This window comes from Achromobacter ruhlandii (assembly GCF_002082135.1).
Lineage (GTDB): Bacteria > Pseudomonadota > Gammaproteobacteria > Burkholderiales > Burkholderiaceae_B > Achromobacter > Achromobacter ruhlandii.
The window spans coordinates 2,891,282-2,904,804 of the sequence record NZ_CP017433.1; the positions used below are offsets into that span (position 1 = coordinate 2,891,282).

Below are 13,523 nucleotides of genomic sequence, written 5' to 3' on the forward strand. Positions count from 1 at the left end.
AAGAACGGCGCGTCAGTGCGCGGCGCGCGGGGGGCGGAAGGTCTTCAGGCGCAGCGCGTTGCCCAGCACGAACACGCTGGACAGCGCCATGGCGCCGGCCGCGAAGATCGGTGACAGCGACAGGCCATAGGCCGGATACAGGGCGCCCGCCGCCAGCGGGATCAGCGCGGCGTTGTAGGCGAAGGCCCAGAACAGGTTCTGGCGTATGTTGGCCAGCGTGGCGCGGCTCAGCGCGATGGCGTTGGGCACGCCGTGCAGATCGTCGGCCATCAGCACCACGGACGCGGCCTCGATGGCGACGTCGGTGCCGGTGCCGATGGCGATGCCGGTGTCGGCCGCGGCCAGCGCCGGCGCGTCGTTGATGCCGTCGCCGACGAAGGCCAGCTTGCGGCCGCCAGCGCGCAGCGCGGCGATGGCCTCGACCTTGCCGTCGGGCAGCACCTCGGCGCGCACTTCGTCGATGCCCAATTGGCGCGCCACGGCCTGCGCCGTGTGGCGGTTGTCGCCGGTGATCATGGCGGTCTTCAGGCCCTGTGCATGCAGCGCGGCAATGGCGTCCACGGCCGACGGCTTGACCGGATCGGTCACGGCCATCATTGCGGCAGCCTGGCCGTCGATGGCGACGTAGATCGGCGTCTTGCCCTCGTTGCCCCATTGTTCGGCGCGCTGGCCGAAGGCGCTGACGTCGATGCCGCGCTCGGCCATCAGGCGGTCGGCGCCGGCCAGCACGCGCTTGCCGGCCACGCTGGCTTCGACCCCGGCGCCGGTGATGGCGGCGAAGCCTTCCGCCGGCAACAGGTCGATCTTGCGTTCGACGGCGGCCGCCACGATGGCCAGCGCGATCGGATGCTCGGAGCGCGCCTGCACCGAGGCGACCCATTGCAGCACCTCGCGTTCATCGACGCCGGCGGCAGGCTCCAGTTCGGTCAGGGTCGGCTTGCCCAGCGTCAGGGTGCCGGTCTTGTCGAAGGCCACCACCTGCACGTCGCGCAGCGTCTGCAGCGCGTCACCCTGGCGGAACAGCACGCCCATCTCGGCGGCGCGGCCGGTGCCGACCATGATCGAGGTCGGCGTGGCCAGGCCCATGGCGCAGGGGCAGGCGATGATCAGCACCGCCACCGCGTTGACCAGCGCGTGCGACAGCGCCGGCGTGGGGCCGAGGAAAAACCAGGCCAGGAAGGTCAGCAACGCCATGCCCATGACGGCCGGCACGAACCAGGCGGTGACCTGGTCCACCAGCGCCTGGATCGGCAGGCGCGCGCCCTGGGCGGCCTCGACCATGCGGATGATGCGGGCCAGCATGGTGTCGGCGCCGGTGTGGGTGACGCGCAGCGTGAAGCTGCCGGATGTATTGAGCGTGCCGCCGGTCGCCTGCATGCCCGGCTGCTTTTCCACGGGCACCGGTTCGCCGGTCAGCATCGATTCATCGACGTACGAGCCACCCTCGATGATCTCGCCGTCCAGCGGGATCTTTTCGCCGGGGCGCACCATCACGATATCGCCCTTGCGCACCTGCTCGATGGCGATGTCCCGAGGCTGGCCGTCGCGCATGACGCGCGCGGTGCGGGGCTGCAGGCCGATGAGGCGCTTGATGGCCGCGCCGGTCTTGCCCTTGGCGCGCGCTTCCAGCGTGCGCCCCAGCAGGATCAGCGTGACGATCACCGCCGCCGCTTCGTAATAGACGTTGCGGGCCGCCTCCGGCAGCCACTCGGGCGCGAAGGTCGCCACCACCGAGTAGCCCCAGGCCGCGCCGGCGCCCAACGCGACGAGCGAGTTCATCTCGGGCGCGCGCCGCCACAAGGCCACCAGCCCCTTGCTGAAGAAATGGCGGCCAGGCCAGGCCAGCACCGCCGTGGTCAGCACGAACTGCAACAGCCAGCTGTTCTGCTGGCCGATGGTCGCCATGACCCAGTGATGCATGGCGGGAATCAGGTGCGAGCCCATTTCCAGCGCGAACACCGGCAGCGTCAGCACCAGGGCGGCGATGAAGGCGCGCTGCAGGCGCCGCGCCTCGGCGTCGCGCGCTTCGGACTGGCGTTCGGCGTGGTCGTCCTGGGCGGCGATCGGACGGGCCTCGTAGCCCATCTTGACCACGGCCTCGACCAGGGCATCGGGCTGGGCCGCGGCCGGATCATAGGCCACCAGGGCGCGTTCGGTGGCCAGGTTGACCTGGGCCTGGGCCACGCCCGGCACGCGCGTCAGGGCCTTTTCCACGCGCTTCACGCAGGACGCGCAGGTCATGCCTTCGATGGCAAGTTCGAGCTCGACGGAAGGGTTGGCAACGCTCATGGCAGTCTCGATTGAGGTGGGAAGGCCTCAGTTTCATCCTTCCCATGATGGGAAGGTCAAGGACTATTCTACGCTTGACCTTCCTATAATGGGAAGGTCTAAGCTGGGGTTGAGCTGGCACCGGAAGCGGTGCGGCAATCCCCCTGATCCCCACGGAGAACACCATGAGCATCGAATTCCAAGTCCCCGACATGACCTGCGGCCATTGCGTCAAGACCATCACCGGCGCGGTGACGGCGGCGGCGCCGGGCGCCAGCGTGGCGGTGGACCTGCCCACGCATCGCGTCACCATCAGCGGCACCGACCAGGCCGACAAGGTCGAGGCCGCGATCCGTGACGCCGGCTACGAGCCGCAGCGCGTGTGAGGGCGCGCCGCCGCCAGGCGTATGATAGAAGAAGCCTGGCGGTGGTTATTAGGTTATTGATTTAAGCTATCAATCAATTAAGTTAATTAAATTTGAATAATTGATAGCTGCCGTTTATCATTCTTTCCATGGTGGTTGAACAAGACCCCGCTACCCCAAGGAGAGATTGCATGCTGCAAAACCGTGAAGGCCAACGTGTTCCCAACGTAACGTTCCCCGTCCGCGAGGGCAACACCTGGAAAAAGGTCACGACCGACGACCTGTTCAAGAATAAGACGGTCGTGGTCTTTTCGCTTCCCGGCGCTTTCACGCCGACCTGCTCGTCGACCCACCTGCCGCGCTACAACGAACTGGCTCCGGCCTTCGCCGCCGCCGGCGTCGACAGCATCGTCTGCGTGTCGGTCAACGACACCTTCGTCATGAACGAATGGGCCAAGGACCAGGAATCGTCCAACATCACGCTGCTGCCCGACGGCAACGGTGAATTCACCGAAGGCATGGGCATGCTGGTCGACAAAAGCGACCTGGGCTTTGGCAAGCGCAGCTGGCGCTACTCCATGCTCGTCAAGGACGGCGTGGTGCAGAAGATGTTCATCGAGCCCGAGAAGGAAGGCGACCCGTTTGAAGTGTCGGACGCCGACACCATGCTGGCCCACGTCGCCCCGACGGCCAAGAAGCCCGACCAGGTGGTGGTGTTCTCCAAGCCCGGCTGCCCGTTCTGCGTGGAAGCCAAGGCGCTGCTCGAAGACAAGGGCTATGCCCCGATCGAGATCCCGCTGGAGAACAAGGTGCGCGGCCGCGTGATCGGCGCCGTGTCGGGCAAGGGCACCGCTCCGCAGGTGTTCATCAACGGTTCGCTGATCGGCGGCCTGGACGACCTGAAGGCGCACTTCGCCTGATGCTGGCGGGAAGGGGACAGGGTCCCTTTCCCTTGCCGCGGCCGCTCCCGCAAGGAGCGGTCCGGCGCGCCGGTTTCCCTTTTTCCGCATCTTCGCGCGGCCCCGGCGGGCGCCGCGGGACGGGCTTCGTCCGGAGGATGCGCAACAAGGCGGAATCCGCCTTTGACAATGTTTGCTCGACGCTACACCGGGGGATCCCACTCATGAAGACTCTGCACACCGATATCGCCGTCCTGGGCGCCGGCACCGCCGGCCTGGCCGCTTATCGCGCCGCCAAGGCCGCGGGCAAGCGCGCGCTGCTGATTGAAGGCGGTCCTTATGGCACCACCTGCGCCCGCGTCGGCTGCATGCCGTCCAAGCTGCTGATCGCGGCCGCCGAAGCCGCCCATCAGGCGGCGCATACCGCGCCGTTCGGCGTGCACGTCGAGGGCGAGGTCACGGTCAACGGCGAAGAGGTGATGGACCGCGTCAAGCGCGAGCGCGACCGTTTCGTCGGCTTCGTGCTGGAGGGCGTGGAGAACATCCCGGCCGAAGACAAGATCCGCGGCTACGCCCGCTTTGAATCGGACACGGTGCTGCGGGTCGATGACCACACCGAGATCCATGCGTCCCGCGTGGTGATCGCGACCGGCTCGCGGCCGTCGGTGCCGCCGCCATTCCGCGCGCTGGGCGACCGCCTGGTGCTCAACGACGATGTGTTCGCGTGGGATGACCTGCCGCGCCGGGTGGCGGTGTTCGGCCCCGGCGTGATCGGGCTGGAACTGGGCCAGGCGCTGGCGCGGCTGGGCGTCGAGGTGCGCGTGTTCGGCGTCAGCGGCAGCCTGGGCGGCATCAGCGATCCGCAGGTGCGCCACAGCGCCCGCAAGATCTTCCAGCAGGAGTTCTACCTGGACCCGGATGCGCGCGTGCTGGAAACCCAGCGAGTGGGCGACGAGGTCGAGGTGCGCTACGTGGCGCTGGACAACACCGAACGCACCGAGCGTTTCGACTACGCGCTGGTGGCCACCGGCCGCCGCCCCAACGTGGATGGCCTGGGCCTGGAGAACACCTCCCTGCAACTGAACGCGCAGGGCGTACCACTGTTCGACCGCGACACCATGCAGGCGGGCGATTCGGCGATCTTCATCGCCGGTGACGCCAACGCCGACGCGCCCTTGTTGCACGAGGCGGCCGACGAAGGCCGCATCGCCGGCGAGAACGCGGCGCGTTATCCGGAGGTGCGCCAGGGCCTGCGCCGCGCGCCGCTGGCGGTGGTGTTCTCGGATCCGCAGATCGCGCTGGCCGGGCAGGGCCACGCCCGCCTGACGCCGGGCACCTTCGTGACGGGCGAGGTCGACTTCGGCGACCAGGGCCGTTCGCGGGTGATGCTGAAGAATCGCGGCCTGCTGCACGTGTACGCCGATATCGCCAGCGGCCGCTTCCTGGGCGCGGAGATGGTCGGCCCCAGCGCCGAGCACATCGGTCATCTGCTGGCCTGGGCCGTGCAGCAGGAGCTGACCGTGGCGCGCATGCTGGAAATGCCGTTCTACCATCCGGTCATCGAGGAAGGCCTGCGCACGGCGCTGCGCGACGCGGCAGCCAAGCTGGCGCGGGCGCAGGAGGCGCTGCGCCAGGTGGAGGCGGAAGACGCCGCGGCCTGAACGCCGTTGCCAAGAAAAAGGGCTGCCCCTCGGGGCAGCCCTTTTTTTCGTTCCTGCCTGGAATCAGTCGTCGGACTGCTTCTTGGGCGCGGGGAACGGATTCTCGCGGAATTGCAGCGTGAAGCCGGCGCGTTCGTCCTGGCCCAGCTCACGCGCCAGGTAGGGCATGGTCTGCTTGAGGGCGTCGTGCAGCGTCCACGGCGGGTTGATCAGGAACATGCCGCTGCCGTGCAGGCCGTAGCCGTCGATGGTGGCCTTCTTGACCGTCAACGTGGCGTGCAGCCAGCTCTTGACCTTGAGGTTCTCGAAGTGGCGCGCCATTTCGCTGGCCTCGCGCCGCTGCACCAGCGGGTACCAGACGGCGATGGTGCCGGTGGCGAAGCGCTTGACGCATTCCTTGACGGTGATCAGCGTGCGGCGGTAGTCGTTCTTGTCCTCGTAGGACGGGTCGATCAGCACCATGCCGCGGCGCGTCGGCGGCGGCAGCAGGGCCTTGACGCCCTCGAAGCCGTCGTCGCCGTAGATGGTGGTCTGGCGCTGCGCGGTGCGGTCCATGTGTTCGAGGTTGCCGACCAGGGTGTCGATCTCGGTCGGGTGCATTTCGAACAGGCGCAGGCGGTCGGACGGGCGCAGCGCGTCCAGCGTCAGCCAGGGCGAGCCGGGGTAGCGCTTAAGGCGGCCGTTGGTGTTGAAGGCGCGGATGCGGGCGACGTAGTCGGCCAGCAGGGGCGGCAGGTCGTCGCGTTCCCACAGGCGGCCGATGCCGTCGGCGAATTCCGAGGTCTTGGCGGCCCAGTCGCTGTCCAGGCTGTAGAGGCCGGCGCCGGCGTGGGTGTCGATGACCCAGTAGGGCGCGTCCTTGCGGTTGAAGTAGTCCAGAGTGTGGACCAGGATGGCGTGCTTGAGCACGTCGGCATGGTTGCCGGCGTGGAAGGCGTGGCGATAGCTGAACACGGGGCGGGGGCCTCAGGCGGCCGGCCGGATGGCGGCCAGTTCGTCGGTGAAGATGCCGTCGATGCCCCAGTCCAGCAGCAGGCGGGCGCGCTCGGGGTCGTTGACGGTCCAGGCGGCAATGCGGTAGCCGGCGGCGTGCACGGCGTCGATCAGTTCGCGCGTGGCGTCCTTCTGGTTGATGTTCAGGGCGACGCAGTCGTATTTGACCAGGCGGTCGAGCCAGTCGGCGGGCACCTTCTCGACCAGCAGGGCGCGCGGCAGTTCGGGCGCGGCGTCCTTGGCGGCCTGCAGGGCTTCCTCAGCGAAGGAGGACAGCAGCGGGGCCACGGCGGCGCCTTTCCAGAGTTCACGGGCGGCCAGGGCGACGGCGGCGCCGGTCTCGGCTTCGCGGCCAGGGCAGGGCTTGATCTCGACGTTGCTGGCGATGCCGTTGGCGACGGTGTAGCGGGCCACGGCGGCAAAGGTGGGCAGGGGTTCGCCGGCGTAGGCGGCGGAGTGCCAGCTGCCGAAGTCCAGTTGCGCCAGTTCGCTGAAGGTCTTGGCGGCGGCGGGACCGTGGCCGTTGGAGGTGCGGTCGACGTCGTCGTCGTGCATCAGGACGAGGACGTTGTCGCGGCTGAGCTTGACGTCGTATTCGAACATGGTGAAGCCGTGTTCGGCGCCGACGCGCATGGCGGCGAGGGTGTTCTCCGGGGCCAGGCGGCCGCCGCCGCGGTGGGCGATGTGGCGGGAATAGGGCCAGGTGGGGAGGGATGCGGTCATTTCTTTGATGCTTTTGGGGTTCTTTGGGACAGGGTGGAAGGATACTCTGTTCTGGGGGTTCCTTTCCTGTCGTGCTGGGGGCTTGCTTCGTGCCTGTGTCGCGGGTTCGGTTCTTTTGGCGCGGCTGCGGGGCCGTGGCGCGGGGCCGGGGCTACGAGGCTTGTCCGGCGCCTGCGCGCTGGACAGCGCGTGCTCATCCTCGTCGCCTGCGGCTCCTTCGGATTCCGTCGCGCGCGCCTCTACACGCCCCGGCCCCGCGCCACGGCCCCGCAGCCGCTCGCGGTGGGGAAAGTTCGGGGCGTCGCGGGGGTGGGGGGTGTGCTTGGGCTTCGTTGGAAGGAGTGGGCGGGGCTGGAAAGATCTGCTGGCGCCCGTCCGACAAGGCCGCCCTGCGCGGCCTTGTCGGACATACGTGGTGGTTGCTCGCGGGGCGCATCCCTGGCGTGGGAGGTGGGATTTGCGGGCGGGGAGCCTGTTGCTTGGGTGGGACAGGGACGGCCTTCGTAGGGTTGCGCAGCCGCAGGCGCCTGGCGCTTATTTCATCGGGGCCTTGTCCTGGGAGACGTCCATGATCATGCGGGCGGCCAGGTAGAGGCGGGGGACGATGGAGGGGATCTGGATGTACTCGGCGTCGTTGGAGTGGGCGCCGAAGCCGCTCAGGCCCATGCCTTCGATGACGGGGCCGCGGGCCTTGAGGGCGGCGAAGGCGGCGTCGGTGCCGCCGCCGCTGGCGCGGTCGATGACTTTCATGGGCAGGCCGAGTTCCTGGTAGATGGCGACGCCGTGGTTGGCGAGGGCGCGCGAGGCGGGGGTGGCTTCCAGCGGTGGGCGGCGCACTTCGAATTTGACGCTGACTTTGGCCTCGGGCAGCAGTTTCTTCTGGATGCGTTCCTGCAGGGTGCGTTCAAGGGCGTCGAAGTCGGACACCTTGAGGGCGCGGGCGTCGGCCTGGGCGGTGGCCTGGCCGGGGATGACGTTGCGGTTGGTGCCGGCCTGGGCCACGGTCCAGTTCAGTTTCAGGCCTTCCTCGGGTTTGGACAGGTCTTTCAGTTGCAGGATCTGGTGGGACAGCTCGGTCAGGGCGTTGACGCCGCCCTCGGGACGGGCGCCGGCGTGCGAGGTTTTGCCCTGCACGGTCAGGTAGGCGGCGCCGATGCCGCTGGTGGCCAGGGTCAGGCGGCCCTCGGCGCCGCCGCCTTCAAAGGAGAATACGGCGTCCTGGTCGGCGCCCAGGCGGGTGATGGTGGCGCGGGCGCCCGGCGAGCTGATTTCCTCGTCGCCGTTGATCAGCACGGTCAGGGTGCCGTAATCCTTGAAGTCCAGTTTTTGCAGCAGGGCCACGGTGTGCAGGATGAGGGCGACGCCGTGCTTGTCATCGGCGATGCCCAGGCCATAGGCGCGGTCGCCGTCGATGCGGAAAGGCTGGTCCTTGAGCATGCCGTTGCGGTAGACGGTGTCCATGTGCGCGATCAGCATGATCTTTTTCTGCCCGCTGCCCTTGAATTCGGCGTGCACCATGGGACCGACGCGCTCGGGGGTGTCGTCCAGGCGGGAGATGTCGGTGGCCTGCAGGATTTCGACCTTGCCGCCCAGGGCCTTGAGACGCTCGCCGATGAGGGCGGCAATGCGTTCCACGCCTTCCACGTCCCGGCTGCCCGATTCGATATTGACCAGGTCGCGCATGGTGTCGAGCATGGCCTGCTTCTGTTGCTCGGCGGCGTCGTGCACGGCGGCGACCGGGGCGGCCAGCGCGGCGCAGGAGGCGCCGCCCAGGAAGGCCAGGGCGAGCGCGGCACGCAGGACAAGCGGACGTGGGAGCGGGAACGGCATCGAAAGTCACCTCTGCATGGAAGGGGGGAAGGAGGGAGCCGGCGGCGCGGCGTCGGGTCCGGCTTTGACGATACGAGCGGGGACGGAAGGCGGGAACCGGGGTTTCCCCGGTTGACCGGGGCCCGCTTCCATGCGGGGAAAAGCCCTCGCCGCAGGCGACGGGCGGGCCGATGTAAGCAGACGCTGCGGGACGAATGAGAAATGCTAAAATCCGCCCGCTGACCCGGTTTGACCGGTATGGGAATAGGGCGAATGAGATTCGCCTTTTTTTATGCGTTTTCGTGCGCCCCGGGCGGAAGTTTCCTCCCGAGTGCGGCAACAGGGATTCCATGTTCGAATTTATTCGCAGCCACCGGCGCTGGATGCAGTTCATCCTGCTGCTTCTGATTGTGCCGTCCTTCTTCCTCGTCGGGATCCAGGGCTATGAGAGCTTCATGCGCAAGGAGCCGGAACTGGCGACGGTCGCCGGCCAGCCGATTTCCCGCGCGGAGTTCGACCAGGCGCACCGCAACCAGCTGGAGCAATACCGCCAGCGCCTGGGCGCGCAGTTCGACCCGGCCGTGATCGACACGCCGCAGCTGCGCGAAGCGCTGCTGAACCAGCTGATCAACCAGCGCCTGCTGGCGAACGTGGCCGTGGACAACCGTTTCTCGGTGTCCGACGAAACGCTGCGCAACACCATCGCCGCGATTCCGGAAGTGCAGGACAACGGCCGCTTCTCGCCCGAGCGCTATCGCCAGGTGCTGGCGGCGCAGGGCATGTCGCCCACCTCGTTCGAGGCCGGCCTGCGCCGTGACCTGGCCGTGGCCCGCGTGCTGGAACCGGTCGGGCAGTCGGCCCGCGCGCCCGCCGAAGTGGTGGCGTCGCTGGAAACCGCCCTGACGCAGCAGCGCACGGTGCAACTGCGCCGCTTCGCCGCCGCCGATTTCCGCTCGCAAGTCACCGTCACCCCGGCCGACATCCAGGCCTGGTACGACGCCAACAAGCAGCAATTGCAGATTCCCGAACAGGTCCAGGTGCAGTACCTGGTGCTGAACGAAGCCGCCGCCACCGAGGGCGTGCAGGTCAAGGACGAGGACCTGGCTTCGTATTACGAACAGAACAAGAACCGCTTCGGCCAGCCCGAGCGCCGCCGCGCCAGCCACATCATGATCGAAGTGCCCGCCGGCGCCTCGGAAGATGCGCGCAAGGCCGCCCGCGCCAAGGCCGAGGCCCTGGCCACGCAGGCCGCCGCCAACCCGGCGCAATTCGCCGAGCTGGCCCGCAAGAATTCGCAGGACGCCGGCTCGGCCGCCAATGGCGGCGACCTGGGCTGGCTGGCGCCGGGCATGCTGTCCGGCCCGCTGGAAAAGGCGATCTTCAGTCAGTCCAAGGACCAGGTGTCGGGCGTGGTCGAAAGCCCGTCGGGTTTCCACGTGGTCAAGGTCACCGAGATTCAGCCCGCCGCGATCAAGCCGCTGGCCGAGGTGAAGGACCAGATCACCGCCGAAGTGCGCAAGCAACTGGCCGCCGTGCGTTTTTCGGAGATGGCCAGCCAGCTGAACAAGCAGGTCTACGACCAGCGCGACAGCCTGCAACCGGCCGCCGACGCGGTGGGCCTGAAGCTGCGCACCGCCTCGGGCGTGACGCGCGAAGGTCTGTTGCCCGCCGACCAGGCCGGCCCCGGTTCCGCCGTGGACAGCCCGGACGCGGCGTTGCTGGACAACCCGCGCGTGCGCCAGGTGCTGTTCTCGCCCGACGTGCTGCGTGAAAAGCAGAACTCCGGCGTGATCGAGCTGTCGCCCGACACCATGCTGGCGGTGCGCGTGGCCGCCGTGGAACCGGCCCACGTGCCGGCGCTGGAGAAAGTCAGCGATTCGATCCGCGCCAAGCTGCTGGACGAGCGTTCGGCCGAAGCCGCCAAGAAGGCCGGTGAAGCCGCGCTGGCGGCCGATCAGGCCAACCCCGCCGCGGCGCCGGAAGGCTTCGGTGGTCCGCTGGTGGTGTCGCGCCAGGATCCCAAGAACCTGCCGCGCTCGGTGCTGGACGCCGTGATGCGCCTGCCGGCCGCCAAGCTGCCGGCCTACACCGGCGTGCAGTCGGGCGCCGATTACACGCTGGTGCGCCTGGAAAAGGTCGAGGCCGGCACGGTCGAGGCCGCCGACAAGGAACGCCTGGCGCAGCAATTGGCGGGCGCGTGGGGCCAGGCCGAGAACGAAGCGCTGGTGCGCATGCTGCGCGAGGAATACAAGGTGCAGGTGCTGCCGGCGGCCGCCGACGCCATCCGCGGCGGCGACGCCTCGCAGCAGGCGGCGGGCTGATCTTTCGCGAGGCGGATCGCGGGCCGCCCAGGCCCGCGTCAAGTCACCGCAGCAAGGGTCGCAGCGTCGGCCAGACATTGTCCAGCAGTTGGGCCTGGGCATCCTCGTTGGGATGGATGCCGTCGGCCTGGAACATCGCCCGGTTCGTTGCGATACCTTCCATCAGGAAGGGCACGAGCCGGGCGTTTTCGTCTTTGGCGACGGTGGGAAACACCTGGGCGAAGCGTTGGGTGTAGTCGCGGCCGTAGTTGGGCGGGATCTGCATGCCGACGATGACCACCTCGGCCTCGGCCTTACGCGCCGCCTGCGCCATGGTGCGCAGGTTCTGCTCCGTCATGTTCAGCGGCAGCCCGCGCAGGGCGTCGTTCGAGCCCAGCTCCAGCACCACCACCGCCGGTTCATGCTGGCGCAGCAGCGCCGGCAGGCGCGCGACGCCGCCGCTGGTGGTGTCGCCGCTGATGCTGGCGTTGACGACCTTGTACTTCGGGTATTGTTCGGAAAGCCGCGCGGACAGCAGCGGCACCCAGCCGGTGCCGCGCTTGATGCCGTACTCGGCGGCCAGGCTGTCGCCCACCACCAGCACGGTGCGTTGCGCGGAACCCTGGGCTGCCGGCGCGGTCTGAGCGTGGGCGGGCGCCATCAGGGTGGCCGTGGCCAGCGTGGATATCAGTAGTGAACGGCGAATCAGGGGAATCAGGCGCATGGATAGCAAGAATTCGATCGAGGTGAAAGGGCTGGGCAAGCGGGTGGCCGATGCCGGCGGGACGCTGTCTATCCTGGAAGACATCGATTTTACGGTGGCGGCGGGCAGCGCCGTGGCCATCACCGGCAGCTCCGGGTCGGGCAAGTCCACCCTGTTGGGACTGCTGGCCGGGCTGGATGTTCCCAGCGCGGGCAGCGTGCGCCTGGCCGGGCAGGACCTGTTCGCCCTGGACGAGGACGGCCGCGCGCGCCTGCGGGCCAATCACGTGGGGTTTGTGTTCCAGTCATTTCAGCTGCTGCCGAACCTGACCGCGCTGGAAAACGTCATGCTGCCGCTGGAACTGGCGGGTCAGCCGGCGCGCGAGGCGGCCCAGGCCATGCTCGAGCGCGTCGGGCTGGGGGCGCGCCTGCATCATTATCCGCGCACCCTGTCCGGCGGCGAGCAGCAGCGCGTGTCGCTGGCGCGCGCCTTCGTGGTGCAGCCCGACCTGCTGTTCGCCGATGAACCCACGGGCAGCCTGGACGCCGCCACCGGCGTCACCGTCATCGACCTGATGTTCGACCTGCACCGCGAGCACGGCACCACGCTGGTGCTGGTGACGCACGATCCCCAACTGGCGGCGCGTTGCGGCCGGCAGGTGGTGCTGGCGGCGGGACGCATGGCCGCGTAGGCGGGATGCGACCGGCCGTTGCGGCCCGCGCCAGCGGCACAAGCCTGAAACGAAGACGCCACCCGAAGGTGGCGTTTTTGCTTGGCGCAAACCTCTGGCGCGGACCTTACTTGGCCTTGGCCGCGGCCTGGTTCCAGGCGGCGACGACGGCTTCGTACTCCTTGGCGGCCGCGTCCTGGCTCACCGGGAAGATCTTGATGCTGTTGAAGTCGGGCAGGGTGGTCAGGCTGGCCACCGCGATGTCGCTGCGGGTCGGGCGGCGGAAGTTCTTCACCAGTTGCGCTTCCTGGGCCTCCTTGCTGAGCAGGCCGTCGTACAGCGCCTTGGCGGCCTCCAGGTTCTTGGCGCCCTTGATGATGAACATGCCTTCCGGCGCCAGGTAGCTGCCCTCGGTCGGGTAGACCAGCTTGATTTCCTTCTGGCCGCCGGCCACGTATTCCTGGGCGGCGTATTCCAGCGTCATGCCGACCGCGTATTCGCCGGCCGCCACGCCCTTGTAGGTGGTGCCGGACGAGGCCGTGACCACGGCGTTGGCGGCGATCTTGTCCAGGCCTTCCTGGCCGAACTGCTTGTACAGGCCGTAGACCAGCATGTAGGCGGTGCCGCTCTTGGACGGATCGGTGATGGCGAACTTGCCCTTCCACTGCGGTTGCATCAGGTCGGACCAGGTGGCCGGCGCGGCCAGGCCTTTCAGCTGGCGTTCGTTGACCATCAGCACCATGATGTGGACGTTGGTGCCGACCCACAGGTCGTCGGGGCCGCGGAACTCGGCCGGGATCTTGTCGATATCGGCCGGGCGGTAGGGCTGCAGGTGCTGGCGGTAGGCGCCCAGCGTGCCGAAGCCGCCGCTCCAGAACAGGTCGCCGCGCGGGTTCTGGGCCTCGGCCTCGATGCGCTTCATCATGGTGCCGGTGCCGCCGGTGACCGGCTGCACGTTCAGCTTGGGCGACTGCTTCTTGACGGCGTCCAGCGCGGTCTCGATGGTCTCGGTGTTGTTGGACGAGTACAGGACCACGTTCTGCGCCTGCGCGGCGCCCGCGGCCAGGGTGGCGGCCAGCAGGCCGGTTTGCAGGAAGTGTTTGAGGTGCATGGTGAGCCTTTGTGGATGCGG

Annotated in this window: 11 protein-coding genes; 5 read left to right on the plus strand and 6 right to left on the minus strand. The window is 68.3% G+C overall.

Annotation, left to right across the window (positions count from 1 at the left end):
* Window positions 1–12: 12 nt before the first annotated feature.
* Window positions 13–2,289, minus strand: coding sequence for a heavy metal translocating P-type ATPase (locus AruCF_RS13065; RefSeq protein WP_049073468.1), 2,277 nt, complete (start codon window positions 2,287–2,289; stop codon window positions 13–15).
* A gap of 164 nt (window positions 2,290–2,453) precedes the next feature.
* Between AruCF_RS13065 and AruCF_RS13070 the strand changes: the two genes are divergently transcribed.
* From AruCF_RS13070 to AruCF_RS13080, 3 genes are all read left to right on the plus strand, one after another.
* The gene (locus AruCF_RS13070; protein WP_049073469.1) at window positions 2,454–2,654 is read left to right on the plus strand and encodes a heavy-metal-associated domain-containing protein; all 201 of its coding nucleotides are present in this window, start codon (window positions 2,454–2,456) and stop codon (window positions 2,652–2,654) included.
* 170 nt (window positions 2,655–2,824) lie between these two features.
* The gene (locus tag AruCF_RS13075) at window positions 2,825–3,553 is read left to right on the plus strand and encodes a glutathione peroxidase (RefSeq protein ID WP_049073470.1); all 729 of its coding nucleotides are present in this window, start codon (window positions 2,825–2,827) and stop codon (window positions 3,551–3,553) included.
* A gap of 203 nt (window positions 3,554–3,756) precedes the next feature.
* Window positions 3,757–5,193 (plus strand): dihydrolipoyl dehydrogenase, encoded by a 1,437-nt coding sequence (locus tag AruCF_RS13080; protein ID WP_049073471.1) that lies wholly within the window; start codon window positions 3,757–3,759, stop codon window positions 5,191–5,193.
* 63 nt (window positions 5,194–5,256) lie between these two features.
* Here AruCF_RS13080 and AruCF_RS13085 read toward each other — a convergent pair whose 3' ends face one another.
* The 3 genes from AruCF_RS13085 to AruCF_RS13095 form a co-directional block, all read right to left on the minus strand.
* Window positions 5,257–6,147 carry a 23S rRNA (adenine(2030)-N(6))-methyltransferase RlmJ gene (locus AruCF_RS13085; protein ID WP_006388170.1) on the minus strand — a complete coding sequence of 297 codons (891 nt, stop codon included), beginning with the start codon at window positions 6,145–6,147 and terminating at the stop codon, window positions 5,257–5,259.
* A 12-nt stretch (window positions 6,148–6,159) separates the two neighbouring features.
* Complete coding sequence (ugpQ, locus tag AruCF_RS13090; RefSeq protein ID WP_006388171.1) at window positions 6,160–6,909, minus strand: glycerophosphodiester phosphodiesterase; 750 nt, start codon at window positions 6,907–6,909, stop codon at window positions 6,160–6,162.
* Window positions 6,910–7,443: 534 nt separating this feature from the next.
* Window positions 7,444–8,739 carry a M20/M25/M40 family metallo-hydrolase gene (locus AruCF_RS13095; protein WP_049073472.1) on the minus strand — a complete coding sequence of 432 codons (1,296 nt, stop codon included), beginning with the start codon at window positions 8,737–8,739 and terminating at the stop codon, window positions 7,444–7,446.
* A gap of 329 nt (window positions 8,740–9,068) precedes the next feature.
* Here AruCF_RS13095 and AruCF_RS13100 point away from each other — a divergent pair, with 329 nt between their 5' ends.
* Window positions 9,069–11,039 (plus strand): SurA N-terminal domain-containing protein, encoded by a 1,971-nt coding sequence (locus AruCF_RS13100; RefSeq protein WP_049073473.1) that lies wholly within the window; start codon window positions 9,069–9,071, stop codon window positions 11,037–11,039.
* Between the two features lie 43 nt (window positions 11,040–11,082).
* Here the strand turns inward: AruCF_RS13100 and AruCF_RS13105 are convergent, their stop codons facing one another.
* Entirely contained in the window at window positions 11,083–11,742 is a 660-nt protein-coding gene (locus tag AruCF_RS13105; RefSeq protein ID WP_049073474.1) for an arylesterase, read from the minus strand.
* On the opposite strand from AruCF_RS13105, the gene AruCF_RS13110 reads away from it, so the two are divergent.
* Complete coding sequence (locus AruCF_RS13110) at window positions 11,741–12,412, plus strand: ABC transporter ATP-binding protein (RefSeq protein WP_049073475.1); 672 nt, start codon at window positions 11,741–11,743, stop codon at window positions 12,410–12,412. The genes AruCF_RS13105 and AruCF_RS13110 overlap by 2 nt on opposite strands.
* Window positions 12,413–12,518: 106 nt before the next feature.
* On the opposite strand, the gene AruCF_RS13115 is transcribed toward AruCF_RS13110, so the two are convergent.
* The gene (locus AruCF_RS13115; RefSeq protein WP_049073476.1) at window positions 12,519–13,502 is read right to left on the minus strand and encodes an ABC transporter substrate-binding protein; all 984 of its coding nucleotides are present in this window, start codon (window positions 13,500–13,502) and stop codon (window positions 12,519–12,521) included.
* Window positions 13,503–13,523: the final 21 nt, after the last annotated feature.

Excerpts from the sequence above, each read along its gene's own strand:
- AruCF_RS13110 (WP_049073475.1), top strand. The coding sequence starts at position 11,741 with ATGGATAGCAAGAATTCGATCGAGGTGAAAGGGCTGGGCAAGCGGGTG.
- AruCF_RS13105 (WP_049073474.1), bottom strand. The coding sequence starts at position 11,742 with ATGCGCCTGATTCCCCTGATTCGCCGTTCACTACTGATATCCACGCTG.
- AruCF_RS13095 (WP_049073472.1), bottom strand. The coding sequence starts at position 8,739 with ATGCCGTTCCCGCTCCCACGTCCGCTTGTCCTGCGTGCCGCGCTCGCC.
- AruCF_RS13075 (WP_049073470.1), top strand. The coding sequence starts at position 2,825 with ATGCTGCAAAACCGTGAAGGCCAACGTGTTCCCAACGTAACGTTCCCC.
- AruCF_RS13100 (WP_049073473.1), top strand. The coding sequence starts at position 9,069 with ATGTTCGAATTTATTCGCAGCCACCGGCGCTGGATGCAGTTCATCCTG.
- AruCF_RS13065 (WP_049073468.1), bottom strand. The coding sequence starts at position 2,289 with ATGAGCGTTGCCAACCCTTCCGTCGAGCTCGAACTTGCCATCGAAGGC.
- ugpQ (WP_006388171.1), bottom strand. The coding sequence starts at position 6,909 with ATGACCGCATCCCTCCCCACCTGGCCCTATTCCCGCCACATCGCCCAC.
- AruCF_RS13080 (WP_049073471.1), top strand. The coding sequence starts at position 3,757 with ATGAAGACTCTGCACACCGATATCGCCGTCCTGGGCGCCGGCACCGCC.
- AruCF_RS13115 (WP_049073476.1), bottom strand. The coding sequence starts at position 13,502 with ATGCACCTCAAACACTTCCTGCAAACCGGCCTGCTGGCCGCCACCCTG.
- AruCF_RS13070 (WP_049073469.1), top strand. The coding sequence starts at position 2,454 with ATGAGCATCGAATTCCAAGTCCCCGACATGACCTGCGGCCATTGCGTC.